This window comes from Sphingopyxis sp. Q841 (assembly GCF_052384365.1).
GTDB lineage: Bacteria > Pseudomonadota > Alphaproteobacteria > Sphingomonadales > Sphingomonadaceae > Sphingopyxis > Sphingopyxis terrae_A.
This window is the reverse complement of sequence record NZ_JBQSUM010000001.1, coordinates 1,341,791-1,358,971: the sequence shown is the minus strand read 5'-3', so window position 1 is coordinate 1,358,971 and position 17,181 is coordinate 1,341,791. Positions and strand designations below refer to the sequence as shown.

The 17,181-nt window shown below is 67.3% G+C and carries 16 protein-coding genes; 2 read left to right on the top strand and 14 right to left on the bottom strand.

Annotated features, from left to right (window positions below):
• Genes ACT17R_RS06745 through ACT17R_RS06715 form a run of 7 tightly spaced genes read right to left on the bottom strand, consistent with a single transcriptional unit; the run spans position 1 to position 6,769 of the window.
• Complete coding sequence (locus tag ACT17R_RS06745) at positions 1–690, bottom strand: nitroreductase (protein ID WP_186402792.1); 690 nt, start codon at positions 688–690, stop codon at positions 1–3.
• Entirely contained in the window at positions 677–1,546 is an 870-nt protein-coding gene (locus ACT17R_RS06740; RefSeq protein ID WP_186402793.1) for an RDD family protein, read from the bottom strand. Before ACT17R_RS06740 ends, ACT17R_RS06745 begins: the two co-directional genes overlap by 14 nt.
• Positions 1,543–2,568: a stage II sporulation protein M gene (locus ACT17R_RS06735; RefSeq protein WP_444809177.1), complete on the bottom strand. Its 1,026-nt coding sequence runs from the start codon at positions 2,566–2,568 to the stop codon at positions 1,543–1,545. Before ACT17R_RS06735 ends, ACT17R_RS06740 begins: the two co-directional genes overlap by 4 nt.
• Positions 2,568–3,890: a DUF58 domain-containing protein gene (locus tag ACT17R_RS06730; protein WP_234178458.1), complete on the bottom strand. Its 1,323-nt coding sequence runs from the start codon at positions 3,888–3,890 to the stop codon at positions 2,568–2,570. The genes ACT17R_RS06735 and ACT17R_RS06730 overlap by 1 nt, the downstream gene beginning before the upstream one ends.
• The gene (locus ACT17R_RS06725; protein WP_062901604.1) at positions 3,887–4,852 is read right to left on the bottom strand and encodes an AAA family ATPase; all 966 of its coding nucleotides are present in this window, start codon (positions 4,850–4,852) and stop codon (positions 3,887–3,889) included. The genes ACT17R_RS06730 and ACT17R_RS06725 overlap by 4 nt, the downstream gene beginning before the upstream one ends.
• Entirely contained in the window at positions 4,842–6,077 is a 1,236-nt protein-coding gene (locus ACT17R_RS06720; protein WP_444809176.1) for a DUF4350 domain-containing protein, read from the bottom strand. Before ACT17R_RS06720 ends, ACT17R_RS06725 begins: the two co-directional genes overlap by 11 nt.
• Positions 6,074–6,769 carry a DUF4129 domain-containing protein gene (locus ACT17R_RS06715; protein ID WP_062901606.1) on the bottom strand — a complete coding sequence of 232 codons (696 nt, stop codon included), beginning with the start codon at positions 6,767–6,769 and terminating at the stop codon, positions 6,074–6,076. Before ACT17R_RS06715 ends, ACT17R_RS06720 begins: the two co-directional genes overlap by 4 nt.
• Before the next feature lie 164 nt (positions 6,770–6,933).
• Here ACT17R_RS06715 and ACT17R_RS06710 point away from each other — a divergent pair, with 164 nt between their 5' ends.
• On the top strand, positions 6,934–9,135 hold the full coding sequence (locus tag ACT17R_RS06710) for a thiamine pyrophosphate-dependent enzyme (protein ID WP_444809175.1): 2,202 nt from the start codon (positions 6,934–6,936) through the stop codon (positions 9,133–9,135).
• Entirely contained in the window at positions 9,132–10,181 is a 1,050-nt protein-coding gene (locus tag ACT17R_RS06705; protein ID WP_444809174.1) for an ACP S-malonyltransferase, read from the top strand. Before ACT17R_RS06710 ends, ACT17R_RS06705 begins: the two co-directional genes overlap by 4 nt.
• Before the next feature lie 248 nt (positions 10,182–10,429).
• On the opposite strand, the gene ACT17R_RS06700 is transcribed toward ACT17R_RS06705, so the two are convergent.
• The 7 genes from ACT17R_RS06700 to ACT17R_RS06670 all read right to left on the bottom strand — a co-directional run bounded on the left by ACT17R_RS06700 (position 10,430) and on the right by ACT17R_RS06670 (position 17,008).
• Positions 10,430–10,633: a LuxR C-terminal-related transcriptional regulator gene (locus tag ACT17R_RS06700; protein WP_444809173.1), complete on the bottom strand. Its 204-nt coding sequence runs from the start codon at positions 10,631–10,633 to the stop codon at positions 10,430–10,432.
• 25 nt (positions 10,634–10,658) lie between these two features.
• Positions 10,659–12,059: an ATP-binding protein gene (locus tag ACT17R_RS06695; RefSeq protein WP_444809172.1), complete on the bottom strand. Its 1,401-nt coding sequence runs from the start codon at positions 12,057–12,059 to the stop codon at positions 10,659–10,661.
• Positions 12,046–12,732 carry a winged helix-turn-helix domain-containing protein gene (locus tag ACT17R_RS06690; RefSeq protein WP_186402802.1) on the bottom strand — a complete coding sequence of 229 codons (687 nt, stop codon included), beginning with the start codon at positions 12,730–12,732 and terminating at the stop codon, positions 12,046–12,048. The genes ACT17R_RS06695 and ACT17R_RS06690 overlap by 14 nt, the downstream gene beginning before the upstream one ends.
• Positions 12,701–13,108: a PDZ domain-containing protein gene (locus ACT17R_RS06685; RefSeq protein ID WP_186402803.1), complete on the bottom strand. Its 408-nt coding sequence runs from the start codon at positions 13,106–13,108 to the stop codon at positions 12,701–12,703. The genes ACT17R_RS06690 and ACT17R_RS06685 overlap by 32 nt, the downstream gene beginning before the upstream one ends.
• Positions 13,109–13,204: 96 nt before the next feature.
• Complete coding sequence (gene mprF, locus ACT17R_RS06680; protein WP_444809171.1) at positions 13,205–15,802, bottom strand: bifunctional lysylphosphatidylglycerol flippase/synthetase MprF; 2,598 nt, start codon at positions 15,800–15,802, stop codon at positions 13,205–13,207.
• Positions 15,799–16,197: a DUF2147 domain-containing protein gene (locus tag ACT17R_RS06675; RefSeq protein ID WP_186402805.1), complete on the bottom strand. Its 399-nt coding sequence runs from the start codon at positions 16,195–16,197 to the stop codon at positions 15,799–15,801. Before ACT17R_RS06675 ends, mprF begins: the two co-directional genes overlap by 4 nt.
• A gap of 1 nt (position 16,198) precedes the next feature.
• A complete protein-coding gene (locus tag ACT17R_RS06670; RefSeq protein WP_444809170.1) occupies positions 16,199–17,008 on the bottom strand; it encodes an AcvB/VirJ family lysyl-phosphatidylglycerol hydrolase in 810 nt (269 codons plus the stop codon).
• Positions 17,009–17,181: the final 173 nt, after the last annotated feature.

Genomic DNA, 17,181 nt, shown 5'->3' with positions numbered 1-17,181 from the left:
TCAAAACCCCTGCCAATCGATCACCTCATCCAGTTCGGCGCGCGGAACCGGCCATTGATTCACCGGTGCCGCCGCATCGGCATGACCGATCGCCAGCCCGGTGAACAAGATCTGGTCGTCGCCCAGTTCCAGTTCGTGCCGGATCGTCGCGCCGTACATCGCCCAGCATTCCTGCGGACAGCTTGCAAGGCCATGTTCGACGAGCAACAGCATCACCGACTGGAGCCACATGCCCATGTCGGCCCATTGCGGCGGTCCCATGATGCGTGAACAATGAAGGAAAAGCATCACCGGTGCGCCGAAACCCCGGTAATTCTCCATGAACCGAGCGAGCCGGCCCGGTTTGTCCTCGCGCGGGATGCCGAGCGAGGCGTAGAGTGCCTCGCCGACGCCGAAGCGCCGGCTTTCCCACGGGTCGGTCAGTCCGCGCGGGTAGATGTCATATTCGGGTTGCTGGCCGTCGCGCCCCATCGCGATCCGCGCCGCCACCGCCGCCTTCACGCGCTCCCAGCGCTCACCGGTAACGACCGTCACCTGCCACGGCTGCAGATTGCCGCCCGATGGTGCGCGCTGCGCGTCGGCAAAAATCCGTGCCAGTACCGCCCGGTCGATCGGGCGGTCCGAAAAGGCGCGCACCGAACGGCGGCGGTGCAACGCTTCGGCAACGGACAGGGCATCATTCGCTGGCATATTTATCCTCTCGGCGTTTTCCGAATAGCAAGCCGCGTTCGAGCCGGGCCTTGAGCTGCCGATAATAGCTCGTCAGGAACACGTCATCCTCTTCGGCGACGGGGCGGCCGATTTTGCCGCGGATCGTGTCGGCGACATCGCGCATCGCGCGCGGATCGGCGCCGCGCAGCACGCGCTCCAGTTCCTGCAATTCATAGATGCCATAGACGGCGAGTTCGGCGTCGGTAAAGCGGATCGCGTCGACCCCGCCGCCATCGGCGGTGATGTCGCGGTCAAGCTTCGCGCGCTTCGCCATCACGACCCAGGTTCCGGCGATCAGGTCGCCCATCCGCATCCGGTCGCGGTTGAAAAGCAGGAACAGGCTGAGCGTCAGCGACCAGGCGACCCCAGCGAGCGCGGTCCAGCCCGATACCATATCCTCGGCCGCGCCGACGCCCATCATGGTGAGGGGGAGGAAGAGCTCAAGCTCGCGGATCAGGTTGCGCGCGACCACTGCATCGGCGGTGAGCCGGCCGCCGTCGCGCGCGACGACGCGAATGCCCATCAGCCGCTTGCCGGGCGTCGCCGCACGCGTGCCAAGTTCGAAGCCGATGAACCAGAAGGTCCGCAGAACAAAGGCGCCGAGCAGCCAGACCGTCACTGCGATCGACGAATTGGACGCCAGCCCGGCCCAGAGGATCAGCAGAGTGAACAAAATGAGCGTCAGGACGATAAGGATCAGGTCGATCAGCAGCGCGCCGAGCCGGAGCGCCGCGCTTGCGATGCGCAATTGCAGATCGACTCCTTCGGGCGTCACGAATTCGCGCAGCTTCTTTTCCTGCGCCGCGCGCATCCGCAGATTACCCGCCGCGCTCAAGCGACATTCTCGCGGCGCGGGATGTAGAAATAGGCGAGCCAGAAGGCAAGCATCAGCGATCCGATCGCATAGCGCATCACGGTATCGGTGATGAGCTGGCGCCCGAACCCTTCGAGCAGGCCGGCGGCGAGCAGCATCAGGATGACGCCGACCATCACCTTGCCCGCGGTGCGGCCTGCCTCGGCGGCGGCCTGGAGGCGCGAGCGGGCGCCGGGAAAGACGACCGCGCTGCCGATCCGCAGCCCCGCCGCTCCGGACAGGGCTGCGGCGAACAATTCGGTCGTGCCGTGGATGAACAGCCAGCCGCCGAAATCGACGCCCAGCCCCTTGGCGGAAAAGACCGCGAGCATCGCGCCCAGCCCGATCCCCTGATAATATTCCAGCATCATCGTCGGAACACCGAAGGCAAAGCCGAGCGCAAAGGACATGATCGAAACGCGGCTGTTGTGGGTAAACAGGAAGGTCGCAAAGACGTGCAGCGCGCCCTCATCCTCGCCCCCCGCCTTGCCGTGACCCAGCGTCGAGCGCAGAAACTCCACTGTCGCGCGCGGGTCGCGCCCGCCGGCCATCTCGTCGGGGACGAAATTATAATACCATTCGGGATTATGCGCGACGAGCGACCAGCTTGTCAGCGCCCCGAGCGTGATGATCAGCGCGATGATCAACGTTTCCTTCCACACCGCGCGGACCGCCGCCGGCCAGTCGTAAAGGAAGAAGCGGCGCAGGCGGCTGAGCCGCGTTTCGCGGACGCCGTAAATCAGGAAATAGCCGCGCATCGCCAACCCTTCGAGGTGGTCGAGCAGGGCCTTGTCGAGCATCGTCGCGCGCGCGATCGATAACGACGACAGCGTCGCGCGATAGAGGATCGGGAGCTGCAGCAGTTCGTCGCTCGACAGCGCCTTGGCGCCGCGCGTCTCGAGACGGCCGAGCAGCCTGTCGAAGGCGATCCAGTCGGCCTCGCGCTCAGCGCGAAAACGACTGGTCGAGAAGCCGGGGGCGTCGCTCGCGCGCGCGGTTTCCATCACAGGCTCCCCTGCCGCTTGATGCCCAGATAGGCTTCGACGACATGTGCGCCCATCGCATCGGCGGGGACTTCGATGACGTCGGCGCCCAGCCGCTGGAGCCGCGCGATAACCAGCTGACGATCGCGCAGCATCGCCGCGGCGACATTGGCGCGCGTGACGTCCGATCCGCTTTCGGGACGGCGGCGTTCCTCGTCCTCCAATTCCTCGTCCTTGATGACGACGAACAGCAGTCGGTGCTTCTTGACCAGCCGGCCCGCCGCACGGATCATCAGGTCGGCGCTCGTCGCATCGGTGAATTCAGTGAACAGGATAATCAGCGACCGGCGGTTGAGTTCGGCGCCGAGAGTCGACAGCGCGAGGGTGAAATTGCTCTCGACCGGCGCATAATCGATGCGGCTCGCCGCGCGTTGCAGCGCCGGAAAATCCTGCGTGTGCACATAGGCGGGGGTCATGCCGATCGGCTTGGCGGCAAAGGAAAAGAGGCTGATCCGGTCGCCGAGCTTCAGCCCTGCATAGGCCAGCAGCAGCGCCGCGGATACCGCGCGATCGACGCGCGGCATCGCGCCGACGGGCTCGGCCATCGTGCGACCGGCGTCGATCGCCAGCACGACGCGGTTGTCGCGCTCGACCCGATATTCCTTGGCAAGCAGCTTGACGTGCCGCGCCGATGCATTCCAGTCGATCGCGCGCCGATCCATGCCCGGCTGATATTCGGCCAGCGCCTCATATTCATGGCCTTCGCCGCGCAGCTTCTGCTGGCGGAGCCCGAACCAGCTGTTGCGCTGGAACAGGCGGCGGCCTTCGTCAGTAACCAGGCGCATGTTGGGCACGACGCTGATCGCGCGGTCGATCGCGAAGCGACGCTGTTTCCAGACCAGGCCGAACGGTCCTGCCCAGCGCACCCAAAGCGCATCGACCGCCGCCTGTCCGCGTCGCGAGGCGGTGAGCGCTAGCCGATGGGCGAGCGCGGCATCTTCGCCTTCGCCCACCGTTTCGAAAGCCGCCGCGATGCGGCCACCGGGTGCCAGCCGGTCGTCGAGCGACAGCGCGAACTCGGCGCGGCGCGGAAGGGCTGGCGCGCGCGCCGCAAGCATCATTTCGAACGGCTCGCCGACCCCGATCTGCAGCGGGAACCGGGCGTCGAGCGCGAGCCTGCGCGGCGCCGCGCCGGTCAGCGTATCGAGGAGCAGCCCCAGGGCGACGAGCGCGATCCAGCCGAGCGCGAAGAGCCAAAGGTCCGGGCGCAGCAGGCCGAGCGCCAGCGCCACGGGGGCGCCGAGCAGCAGCAGATAGATCGCGCGCCGCGTCGGGTAGATCACCGCGGCACGTCCACCCGGTCGAGCAGCGCAGCGACGACCTGTTCGACGCCGCGCCCCTCGATCTCCGCCGCGGCCGACAGGATCACGCGGTGGCGCAATACGCCGCCGGCGAGCCGCTGCACGTCGTCGGGGATCACATAGTCGCGGCCGTCGAGCGCGGCGGCTGCGCAGGCGGCGCGGGCAAGCAGGCTCGCCGCGCGCGGACTCGCGCCGCATTCGAGGTCGGCGCTTTCGCGGGTCGCGCGCACCAGCCGGACGATATAGTCGACGATCTCGTCGGCCAGGCGGACGGTCGCGATCGTGTCGATCGCGGTACCGATCGTCGCGGCGTCGGCAACCTGCCCAACGCCGAAATCGGAGACCACGGGGCTTTTGAAGCGCCCGCCATGTTCGGCCACGATGCGCCGCTCCTCGTCGGCGTCGGGATAATCGACGACCAGCTTGAACAGGAAGCGGTCGAGCTGCGCCTCGGGCAGCGGATAGACGCCCTGCTGCTCGATCGGATTTTGCGTCGCCAGTACGGTGAAGCGCGGGCTCATCGGGTGCGGCTCGCCGTTGATCGTCACGCGCCGTTCCTGCATCGCCTCGAGCAGCGCCGCCTGCGTCTTGGGCGGGGTGCGGTTGATCTCGTCGGCAAGCAGCAACTCGGTGAAGATCGGACCCTTGGTCAGGGTGAAGCTCGACGTCTGGAAGTTGAACAGGTTCGATCCCAATATGTCGCCGGGCATCAGGTCGGGGGTGAACTGGATGCGCCCGAAATCGAGCCCGACGGCGCGGGCGAAAGCCTGCGCGAGCAGCGTCTTGGCGGTTCCGGGCGGGCCTTCGAGCAGAACATGGCCACCAGCAAGCAACGCGATCGTGACCATGCGGGTCAGATCCTGCTGCCCGAACACGACCTTGGCGACTTCGCCCTCGATCGCGGCGCCGAGCGCCTGGACGCCCTCGATAGTGTCAGCCGTCACGCAATAATTCCTTCCTGATGTCGTGCAGCGCCTGCGCGTCTGCCAGAAATTCATGGGTGTTGCGCGCCAGCGGGAGACGGCGCGCGAGAGTGGCGAAAGAGGCGCTATCCGCCTTCAGATGGCGATCGATCCACGCGTCGGTTTCCTCGGCGCTCAGACCGCCGGGGGCGTGCAACCGGCGTGCGATCGCGCCGCGCTGGCTGCGCACATAGGCATCGGCACCATCGAGTTCGCGGCGCGCCTGCCGGATCAGATCGGCGCTGTTGGCGATCAGCGCCTGTTTGGAAATCGGAATCGCGCGCGCCGGACGCAGCGCGGGGCCCAAGCGCGCCCACGCCTGCCACAGCGCGAGCAGGCCGGCGGCGATCAGGCACAACGTGATCCCGATGAAGGGCGGGACGAAGGCGAAGCGCAGCAGCGACCGACCGCCGCCGAAGCCGTTGAGCGTCAGGTCGAAGGCGAGCCCTGCCGCTTCCGCATCCTCGCCGACCGCGTCGATCAGCATGGCGGCGGCAAGCGCCTTGTCGCGCGACGCAAAGGCCAGATTGTTGAGGAGGTCGGGCTCGGCGAGAACATAGAATTCGCGGTTGGTCGTCCGCGCCAGCACCGCGCCGCCGTTCGCGCCGGGGATCAGCGTCTCGAGACTGGCGCCGCTGACCGTCTGGGCACCGGCCGGCAGCGGCACGGCAAAGCGGCGCCGTGCCACATCGGCGGTGACGCTCTGCGCCTTCGCCTGCGGCATCGCGATCTCGACCGTCCCGAAATAGCTTTGCGGCAGCAGGCGAGTGGGGGCGGGCAGCGGCACGCCGAAACCGACCCAGCCCGGCTTGTGACCCTCGCCGGTGCCCGGCATCGTCCGCCACTTGGGCAGGACGAGTAGAACCGGGCCATTGCCCTGCTTCGCCAGCATATCGGCGACATCTTCGGCATCGGTATCGGCGGCGGGCGTCAGGACGAGCAGGGGCTTGTCGTCGTCATAGGTTGCCGTCTCGACGCTGCGGCGCAGCTCGACATCGGCGCGGGCGCGCTCGGCGAGGTCGACGATGCCCGCGAAGCCGGGTGCCGCCTTCGACAGCGCGTGCCCGCCGCCGTCATTGCCGCTCGACAGCTGCGGACCAAGCGCAACCAGCGCCCACAGCGCGATGAAGGCGACGACCCCCACCGCGACCACTGCTGCGATCAGCCGCGGGTCGAAGGGGTTGTCGCGGTCGCTGCGCCCCGTCATGCGCGCGCCCAATTCTTCGGTACCGTCAGCTCCGAATAGGCGCCGCGGCACGCGTCCCACGCCGCCGCGTCGATCGACCGTCCGCCGAACAGGCTGATTTCGACCGAGCGCGCGATGCGGCTGAATGCCTTGCGCGCGACCCCCGGCAAATCCTGCGCCTCCGCCAGCTCGCGCGACGTCATCGCCGGCCGCACCAGCCCCGGCCGCCGCGCGCTGATATCCTCGACGCTGCGATAGAGCAGCAGATGAACCGCCTCGGCAAAGCGCCCCTCGGCGGCGAGCGCGTCGGCTTCGGCCAGCAGCGCGCGCGCCGCACCCGCTTCGACCGCGCCCGCCTCCTCCGCCTCGGCGCCCGCTCCGGTCTTGCGCAGGAAGGGTAACGCGTTGACCCAGCGCGCAAAGGCGGGGACCGTGAAATAGAGGATAAGCAGGACGAGCAAGATTGCGCCGCCCCACAGCATCGGCTTCAGCGCAGGCGCGCTCCATTCGAAGAATCGGCCGATCGCTTCGAACAGCGATTTCAGCCAGTCGGGAACCTCGGGCGGCGGCGGCGGCGCGGGAAAGGCCGTCTGGATATCGCCGCGGGCAACCGTCTGACCATAAGCCGGATCGACGAGTTCGGGATCGAGCAGCCAGCCCTGATCGGGTGCGGCGGCGGCGGCCGACGCCTGGGCGATCCAGATCGACATCATATTGAAATTGTGGCCTCGCCCCGCTGCACCATCGCGCTGCGGTGGTAGCGCGAGGCGCAGCACCGACGCAAGAGGATGCTTGCACGCCCGCAGCCCGCGTTCTAGCTGCGCGAGGCGGCGGCAAATGGTTGCACGGGCAACCGGAACACCGGCAGGAGGACAGCGTGGACGCGGCACAGGCGGTACATGAAAAATTTCTCGGCGCGCTGGCGAGCGGAACGCTCGCTCGCCGCGCCGATGCGCCCGATCCCGCGCATGCCGGGCTGACGCGGTCGGATGCCACCGACATTTTCCTGTCGCAGCTCACCAGTCGCCAGATGGACCGGCTGTCGCGGACGCTGCAGGCACGCGGCGAGGGCTTTTATACCATCGGATCGTCGGGGCACGAGGGCAATGCCGCGGTCGCGGCGGCGCTGCGCGTCACCGACATGGCGTTCCTCCACTATCGCTCGAACGCCTTTCAGCTCCACCGCGCGCGCCAGCTCCCCGGACAGACCCCCGACTGGGACATGCTGCTGAGCTTCGCCGCTTCGGCCGAGGACCCGATTTCGGGCGGGCGGCACAAGGTCATCGGGTCGAAGCCGCTCGCGATTCCGCCGCAGACATCGACGATCGCGTCGCATCTGCCCAAGGCAGTGGGCGCCGCCTTTTCGATCGGTATCGCGCGGCGACTGGGCATGTGCGGCCTCCCGCTGCCCGAAGACGCGGTGGTGCTGGCGAGTTTCGGCGATGCGTCGGCCAATCATTCGACCGCGCAGGGCGCGTTCAATACCGCGGGCTGGTCGGCCTTTCAGGGCACGCCTTTGCCACTTATCTTCCTGTGCGAAGACAATGGCATCGGCATCTCGACACGCACCCCGACGGGGTGGATCGAGGCGCAGTTCCGCCACCGTGCGGGGCTTCATTATATCCAGTGCGACGGCACCGACCTTGTCGCGGCCTACGCGGGCGCAAAAGAGGCCGCCGACTTCGCGCGCCGCACGCGTAAGCCGGTGTTTCTCCATATGGGAACGGTGCGGCTCTACGGACATGCCGGGTCGGACGTGCAGGGTGCCTATCTGCCCAAGGCGCTGATCGAAGCCGACGAGGCGCGCGATCCCCTGCTCGCGGGGGCGGCGCTGATGGTCGAACAGGGATGGATGTCCGCCGCCGAAGTCGCCGATGCCTATGAAGAGATCGGCGCAACGCTGGCGCGGCAGGCCGAAGCCGCGATCCGCCGCCCCAAGCTGACCACCGCCACGGCAGTAATGGAGAGCCTGGTTCCGCCGAAGATCGACCGCCCGCCGGCCAATCGCCCCTCGACCGACGAGCGCGCGGCGCTGTTCGCCGGCGACGCGAACCAGATGGACAAGCCGATGCATATGGCGCGGCTGCTCTCCTGGGCGCTCGCCGATCTGATGCTCGCTTATCCCGAGATCGTCGTCGCGGGCGAGGATGTCGGGCCGAAGGGCGGCGTCTACAATGTAACCGCCAAGCTGCATCAGCGCTTCGGTTCGGCGCGCGTGATCAACACGCTGCTCGACGAACAGGCGATCCTCGGCCTCGCGATCGGCATGGCGCACAACGGCTTCGTGCCGATGCCCGAAATCCAGTTCCTCGCCTATGTCCACAATGCCGAGGATCAGATCCGCGGCGAGGCGGCGACCCTGAGCTTCTTTTCGAACGGCCAGTACACCAACCCGATGGTGATCCGGATCGCCGGGCTCGGCTATCAGAAGGGGTTCGGCGGCCACTTCCACAACGACAACAGCCTGGCGGTGTTCCGCGACATTCCCGGCGTAATCCTGGCGGTGCCGTCGAACGGGCGCGACGCCGTGCAGATGCTGCGCGAATGCGTGCGGCTGGCGCGCGAGGAGCAGCGCGTCGTCGTCTTCATCGAACCGATCGCGCTCTATATGACGCGCGACCTGCACGAAGAGGGCGATGGCCTGTGGACGAGCGCCTATGAAGCGCCCGGCGAAGGGACGCCGATCCGGCTGGGCGATGTCGGCGTGCATGGCGACGGAACCGATCTGGCGATCGTGACCTATGGTAACGGCACTTATCTCTCGCGGCAGGCCGAAAAGCTGCTCGCCGCCGACGGCGTCAAGGCGCGCGTGATCGACCTGCGCTGGCTCGGTCCGGTCGATGCCGACAAGCTCGTTGCTGCGGTCGGCGAGGCGAAACGCATCCTGATCGTCGACGAATGCCGGGTCACCGGTTCGCAAAGCGAGGCGCTGATGGCGCTGTTAACCGAGCGCACGCCGGAGAAGAAGCTGGCGCGCATTGCCGCCGAGGACAGTTTCATCCCGCTGGGCAAGGCGGCAACGGTGACGCTGCCGAGCCGCGATTCGATCCACGCCGCCGCGAAGGAGCTGCTGGCATGACGGCGGCGAAGAAGACTGCGCTTGTCGTCGCCCCCGGCCGCGGCACCTATGGCAAGGGCGAGCTTGGCAGCATCGCACGGCTGCACGGCGCGCGCTTCGGCGCCATCATCGCCGGTTTCGACGCCCAGCGCCGCGAGCGTGGCCAGCCGACGGTCAGCGAACTCGACGGCGCCGATCGCTTCAGCGTCGCGACGCACATGCGCGGCGATGTCGCGGCCCCGCTGATCTACACCGCGACCCTGCTCGACTGGCTCAGCATCGACCGCGACCGATACGACATTGTCGCGGTCGCGGGCAATTCGATGGGCTGGTACAGCGCGCTCGCGCTTGGCGGCGCGGTGTCGGTCGAGGACGGCTTTCGCATCGCCAACGCCATGGGTCTCAACAGCCAGACGCACGGGCCGGGCGGACAGATATTGGTGCAGATCGTCGATGAAGACTGGCGCCCGGTGCCGGGGCTGCGCGCCAGCCTGCTGGCGCTCGTCGCCGACATCGCCGCGCGCCCGGGTCATGCGCTCGCGCTTTCGATCGACCTTGCCGGCATGCTTGTCTTGGCGGGCAATGAAGAGGGGCTGGCCGCCTTGCTTGCCGAGGCGCCGCCGACGCCGGGCCGCGATCCGCTGCGGCTGGCGGGACATGGCCCCTTTCATACGCCGCTGATGGTCGGCAGCTCGGACAAGGCGAAGGTCGAATTGCCTCCGGCACTGTTCGGCATGCCCGACCTGCCGATGGTCGACGGCCGTGGTCATATCTGGCGGCGCTTTTCCAGCAATCCCTGGGGCATGTGGGACTATACCTTCGGGCATCAGATCCTTGCGCCCTATGATTTTGCGCTGTCGGTGCAGGTCGCGGTCAAGGAATATGCGCCCGACGTGATCATCCTGCCCGGCCCCGGCGATACGCTGGGCGGCGCGATCGCGCAGGCATTGATCGGCATCGAATGGCAGGGGATTGCAGGCAAGGCCGACTTCATGTCGCGTCAGGCGGCGGACCCGATCCTGCTGTCGATGGGCCGCCCGGAACAGCGCGCGCTCGTCACGGGCTAGCCCATCTATCTATGGAGGTCCGGCGAAGGGGCCGAGCCGACGGAAGTGGAACATCCTCCGCCGGCCCGGCTGGGATGCGCGGCCAGGTGGGGATGGCACGCGCGGTCGAACGGATCGCCCTTGGGGACCAACACAAAGGCGACGGACCGTTCGATTCTCTTATAGGGGCCAATCTGTCTCGCTGTCCGGAGGCGGGCGGACTTCAAGCTCCGAAATGGACGGAATTGGCGCTCCGGCCCCCGCGCGAATTAGACCGAAAAGCGCAGCCGTAGCAGCTCGGCGACGCTCGCCGCGCCCGACTGGCGCATGACATTGGCGCGGTGCACCTCGACGGTGTTCGGACTGACGTCGAGCTGCCGCGCGATCGCCTTGTTGCCGAGCCCCGCCGCTATGGTGCCAGAGGTGCCCGCCGCCGCCGAGCAGGGCTGCCTCGGCCTCGGCTTCGGCGTCAATTCGAAGTCTTCGGGGCGGCGGCGATCAGGCGGCCGGCGCGATGACCGGCAGACGAAGCGTGACGACGGTACCGTGGGGCTCGGCCGGGGCAATCGTCATTCGGCCGCCGTGCATATGCGCGATCGTCTCGACCAGCGACAATCCCAGCCCGGCACCCGATCCGCCGCGTGCGGGATCGAGCCGGACGAAGCGTCGCGCCGCCTCGGCGATGCGGTCGGAGGGGATGCCGGGACCGTCGTCGATTACCGCCAGTTCGATTGCATCGCCAGCTTCCCGGACTGCGGTCAGCCGGATCTGGGTGCCGCCGGCTGCGTATTTCAGGGCATTGTCGATCAGGTTCGACAGCGCGCGGACCAGCATTTCACGGTGCGCGACCACGTCGAGATCGACGGGTGCCGTCACCGCGATCGCAAAACCCTCGTCCTCGGCGAGCGGGCCATAGACTTCGGCCATGTCTTCGAGCAGCGGCGCGAGTGCGAAGCGCGTGAACTGGTCGCGGCCGATCCCGGCCTCTGCGCGGCTGATCTCCAGCGCGGTGTCGAGCAGGCGATGCAGGCTGTCGGCCTCGTCGATCGCACCGGCGAGCGCGGCCGTCGTTTCGGGGTCGCGCGCGCGGCCCAGCGCCTGTTCCAGCTTCGCCTTCATCCGCGCGACCGGCGAACGCAGATCGTGCGCCATCGAATCGGTGAGCATCCGCAGCTCGCCGACCAGCGTTTCGATCCGGTCGAGCATCGCGTTGATCGATACGCCGAGCCGGTCGAAGGCGTCACCGGTCCGGTCGCGCTCCACCCGCGCGTCGAGCCGGCCGCTGACAATTGCGGAGGCGGCGCGCGAAAAGACGTCGATGCGCCGCCCGAGCAGCCAGGCGACGAACGCGGCGACGATTCCGGCGATCGTGATGCCGACCGCGAGGGCGAACAGAAAGGCGGCCTGACTGGCGCGCGCGAGCTGAACCTGCGCCTCGAGCACTTCGCCCGTCAGCAGGGCATAGCCGCCGGGAAGCGGCGTGGTAATCAACCCGATCGGTTCGGCCTCGGCCGCATCCTGCCGGAACAGGCGGATTTCGCGCCACGCTTCATGGTCGGACACTGTCGCCGGCCATTGGCTGAGATTGCCGACGACGCGTGTGCCGTCGGGCGCCTTCAACAGCACAACGAAGTTGCGGTCGTCGCGCCGGGTCAGCCGGTCGCGGATCGCCTGAACCAGCGCTTCGGGCCCTTGCTGGCGCTGGGTCTCGGCAAAATCGTCGCGCGCGACTTCGGCGGCGATGCGCGCGTCGTCGATGATCGTCGCCTGGGTGAAGCGGTGGATGATCGTCAGACCGAGCGCCAGCGCCGCGACCTGCGCGATCACCAGCGCCAGCGTCAGGCGGACGATCGTCGATTGAAAGAAGCCTGCGCGCATCAGGCCGTCAGCTCGCGTCACCGAGCATATAGCCCGCGCCGCGGATCGTATGGACCAGCGGCGTTGCGAACCCGTCGTCGATCTTGCGGCGCAGCCGGCTGACATGAACATCGACGACATTGGTGCCGGGGTCGAAATGATATTCCCAGACCCCCTCCAGCATCATCGTGCGCGTCACCACCTGCTCCTTGTGGCGGAGCAGATATTCGAGCAGGCGAAACTCGCGCGGCTGCAGTTCGATCCGCTTGCCAGCGCGCGTCACGCGGCGGTTGAGCAGGTTCATTTCCAGATCCTCGCAGTACAGTGCCGTTTCGACCTGGGGGCCGTTGCCGGGCTTGGCGAGGAGCAGCTTGAGCCGGGCCAGCAATTCGGAGAAGGCAAAAGGCTTGACCAGATAATCATTGGCGCCCGACGTCAGCCCTTCGACCCGCGCATCGACCGCGCCTAGCGACGACAGGATGATAACCGGCGTCGCGATCTGCGCGGCGCGCATCGCCGCGAGCAGGGCCATGCCGTCCATGCCGGGCAGCATGCGGTCGAGGATGATCGCGTCGTAACTGCCATCGGTTGCATGAAACAGGCCGTCGCGGCCGTCGGCGGCATGATCGACAACGAAGCCTTCGCCGGTCAGGCTCTTGCTGATGAATTCGGCGGTCGTCCGGTCATCTTCGACGAGCAATATTTTCTGCGACATGCACTGTCCCCGGCTGTGGCCCGCGCGTCGCGGGAAGATGCTTATAGCTTGTCCGGATGCCACGGCGAATTCGCAGCGTCACCCCCTTGCGCGCGTCGCGGCGTAGCCGCGCGGCGGCATCAGCCGCCGACGCGATGGGGCGGCCATCGATCCGGTCGATCCGGTCGCCCGCCGCAATGTCGGCTTTCGCGGCCGGCCCGCCGTCCTCGACGCTGGTGACGACGAGCGCGATCGGCTGGTGGCGCCGGACAGGCTCCGCTTCGAAGGTCAATCCCCCCACCTGTCCCCCGCCACGCGAATGCGGCGAGGCATAGAGCCGCGCTGACAGGAAAACGATCCCCGCCAGCAGCAGGATCAACAAGGCCGTCGGCGGCATGGATCGGATGCGCGGCGGGTCCATTGGACCGGCGTAGCAGGCCGCGTCCCACCGCCCGATGGCGTGTAGATGAAACTGCGGTAATCTTGCCCCCGATCAAGCCGTCGCTGCAATGGGCGCGCGGGTATCCTTGCGAACCGGCGCGCGCGAGACGATCTGGTGCACCGCCGCCATCGCCTGCGCAAAGGCCATGCCGCGGGGTCCTGCGATGTAACGCGGCTGCCAATCGGTCGCGAATTTCGCCTTGTAGCTGCGCAAGCCTTCAAAACCATAGAGCATCTCGCCATGGCGAAAGACGAAGGCGGCGCCCTTCGCCCATGCGGGCGCAAGCTTGCGTCCCTCGATGCCCGACAAGGGCGCGATGCCGAGCGTGAACCAGCGATAGCCCGCTTGCTGCGCATGCTGCATCAGGCGAATGAACAGGAAATCCATAACGCCATAGGGGACGTCTTTCACATGGCGCATCAGGTCGACCGACATTTCGGCGCCATTGGGGGTCGCCAATATATTGGCGAAAGCGACGATCCGCCCGTCTATCCGTACCACCGCGCAGGGAAAGCGCGTTATATAGGCGGGATCGAAGCTGCCGAGACTGAACGCCTTTTCGCGCTGCTTTTTCGCGTGCAGCCAATCGTCCGACACGGCCTTGAGTTCGGCAAGATGCGCGGGAACCTCGGCGGCGGCGATTACGGCGAATTCGGCGCGGTCCTGCACTGCGCGGCGCTCGGCGTGGCGCAGCGTCTTTGCCTGCGGTCCGGCAAGGGTGAAGCGGGCAAGCTCGACGCGTGCTTCTTCGCCATATTTGACGATCGACAGCCCGAGGTCGATTGCCTGGGGCAGACACGCCGCGCTGATCTGATAGAGCAGGATGCGTCCCTGCGCTGCGTCGGCCATCTCGCGCAGCTTCCACAAGAGATCGGCCCAGCGATCCTCTTTGCCGACCGGATCGCCCATCACGATCCAGTTGCCGCCCTGCACCCGGTACATCAGGAAGGCGTCGCCCTCATCGGCGAGCAGGAAGCGCTTGTCGCCGGTATAGGCCAGAAAGGCATCGGTGCTGTCGCTGAGCGCCAGCGCCGTTTGGAGCGCATCGAACCCCACCGGCGTATCGCGCACCGTGCGGGCCGACGGCGCGAATAGCCGCCACAGCGCGAGGCCGGTGATCAGGACTGCGATCCCGAAACTCGCGCGCAGAAAGCGCGGCGCGTCGCCGCGCAAGCTGAATTGCCACCACAGGCTGCTGGTATAATCGACATGCTTGTAAGCAAAGAAACCGACGAAGGCCGACCCCAGGATCGCGATCAGCGCCGCCACGATCCAGCCGGTCGACAGCGGTGCGTCGATCAGCGAAGTCTTGCGGTAAAAGGCGGGGCGGCTCCATTGCAGCGCGGCGCAGATGGCAAGGAGGATCGCTGCCTCCTCATAATCGAACCCCTTGGTCAGCGAAAAGATCGCCGCGGCGAGCAGCAGCGCGCGCGTCGCGACGAAGGCCCCGTTGAGGCGGCGCAGAAGACCGGGCGCGAGAAAGAGCAGCAGCGTGCCCGACAGGCTGGCTGCGATATGCGATGCTTCGACGAAGGGCAGCGGCAGGATATGCCGCAAATCGTGCATCCGCCCCGCTTCGGCGGGGGTCGACCCCGACAGGAGCAGGATCAGGCCACCGGCGAAGACGAGTGCGGCGAACAGCGGGGGTGCCAGTTCGCGGAGCAGCGATTCGCCCGCCGCGGCGAACTGGCGCGCCGGGGCGTGCCACGCCTTGCTTTCGTGCCAGGCAAGCAGCAGCGCTGCGAGCAGCAGCGGCAGCAGATAATAAATGACGCGATAGGCGAGCAGCGCGGCGAGGAGCTGCGCCTTGTCGCCAGGGACCATCGCGATCACTACCGCCTCGAACACGCCGAGCCCGCCGGGCACATGGCTGATCAGCGCCGCGATGATCGCGAAGGCATAGCCAAGGAAAAAGGCGGGGTAGGCGGCGGGGTCGGGCGCCGGCAGCAGCACGAACAGCGCCGCGCTGGCCGCAGCCAGATCGAGCGCGGCGACGAGCGTCATCGACGCACTTGTCTTCAGGTCCGGGATCGGGGTGCGCCATCCGCCGATGTCGAGCGCGGTCAGCCCGAAATGGCGGAGCAGCAGCGGGATGAGGCACAGGGTCGCGACGACCATCCCGCCGAGATGCAGCCAGTGCAGCGACAGGCCGATGTCGAAAATCGGCAGCAACTGGGTACTCGCCATGGCCGCCAGACCCGCGAGCAGAACGACGCCGTTCCAGAAGCTCAGGCTGGCGAGCGCGATCACGCTCCCGACCTCTCCGCCGCTGAGCCCCGCGGCGCGGTAGACGCGGTAGCGCGCCGAGCCGCCGGTCAGGAGGGCCAGGCCCAGATTGTGACTGAGCGTGTAGCTTGTGAAGGAGGCGAGGGCGGCCGTGCGCCAGGGCAATTTGCGGCCGATGACGCGCAATGCGCCGGTATCGTAAAAGGTGAGAAGCAGATAGCTGGTCGCGGTCAGCAGCAGCGCGAATCCGATCTGCGCGTTGGACACCGCGCGAAAGGCCTCTCGAATCGCGTGCGGGCGCACCGAATGCAGCAAATGATAGAGCGCGGTGAAACCGAGCGCCGCGACGATCAGCGCCGCTGCGATCGACAGCGTCCGGCGATGCCGCGAGGTCCAGGATTGTACGCCCCCGAAAACCGTCATCGACGCGTCCACTCCTGATGCTTGCAGATCAGCCCGCCCAGGATGCAACCCGAAATTCGCAAGCTGTTCGGAGTCCTTACCTCGATCGTCGAATAAAAGCGACGACCCTGGTCGGGCACATAGACCTGCCCGGTCCAGCGCCCCGCACCCGTCGCGCGATAGTCGCTGAGCAATTCGGTGCCGATCAATGCGGTGACACCGGCGTCGCGCGCGTCGGAGAGCGCGGTGGGGCTCGCCCAGACAATATTGCCGCACAGCATTGCACCGCAATTGCGCGTGCGCACCAAAATGGTGCCTTTGGGATTTTGCCAGACGCCGAGGGGGCTGGCCGCGGGCGGCGCGGCAGGAATGCCGGTCGCGGCGCCGAGCAGCAGGGCGATCGCCAGAGCCTTCATATCAGTTCCTCCGGGGGGACGGTGCGCGCATCCGGTCGGTCGCGTGCGCAATGGCAGGATAGATTGCGGCTTCGAGCGCCGCGTCGTCGGATTGCAGCTTGTGGCCGCCTGGCAAGGCGATCTTGCGTAGGCCGGGAAAGGTCAGCTCGGGGCACAGGCTGTCACTTTCCTTGGTGCCCCAGATGCAGGTGAGCGGCACCCAGTCGAGCTGCGATGCGGTCGGCAAGGCGAGCTGGTCGGGGATTTCGAGACCGGCGAGTTCGATCGGCGAGGCGCGGAAGATGATGTCATGACCGGGAACGATCAGGATGACGGCGCTGATCGGTGTCCGGTCGGCCGCGGGCATCGCAGCGAGGCCGGCGTGCAACATGTCGGCACCGAAGGATTGTCCGATCAGGACAACGCGGCGCGTGCGGCCGAGCCGCATCGCCCGCGCCATCGCATTCTCGATCAGCGTCGCCGCTTCCTGCGGCGTGCGGCGCGGCGAGAAATAGGCGAGCGAATTGACCGTCACCACCGCATAGCCGCGGCGATTGATCCGCCGCGACACCGGCGGGGTCATGCCGATCTTGTTCCCCATGTCGCCCGACAGCATCACGATCGCGGGCCGATGCGGCCCGGCCGCAGCCGATGCCAGATCGCGATAGAGCGGTCCGTGATAATAGCCCGCCCAGACATAGAAATCGCCGAGCGCGAGCATCGCAAGCAGCAGGCCGGCGAGCGCCAGCCGGACGCCGCGCGGGATGCTGCGGCGGCGCGCGGCCGGCGCGGCGGGTTCTGCGATCGGTGCCGTGTCGGCGTGCGCAGTCACGGGGATTCTCCCATCGAGCATGGTCCCGATATGCACACGACCGGCCGTCCGGATGCTGGCGCGCAAATTACCATATTGTCATGTCGCGGCCATCACCCCGTCGGCCTCGCCGGTCTAACAGGGGTTTGTCCAAGGCGGGATCACCCCCTGTCCACCCAGACCCCGCCCTGGAC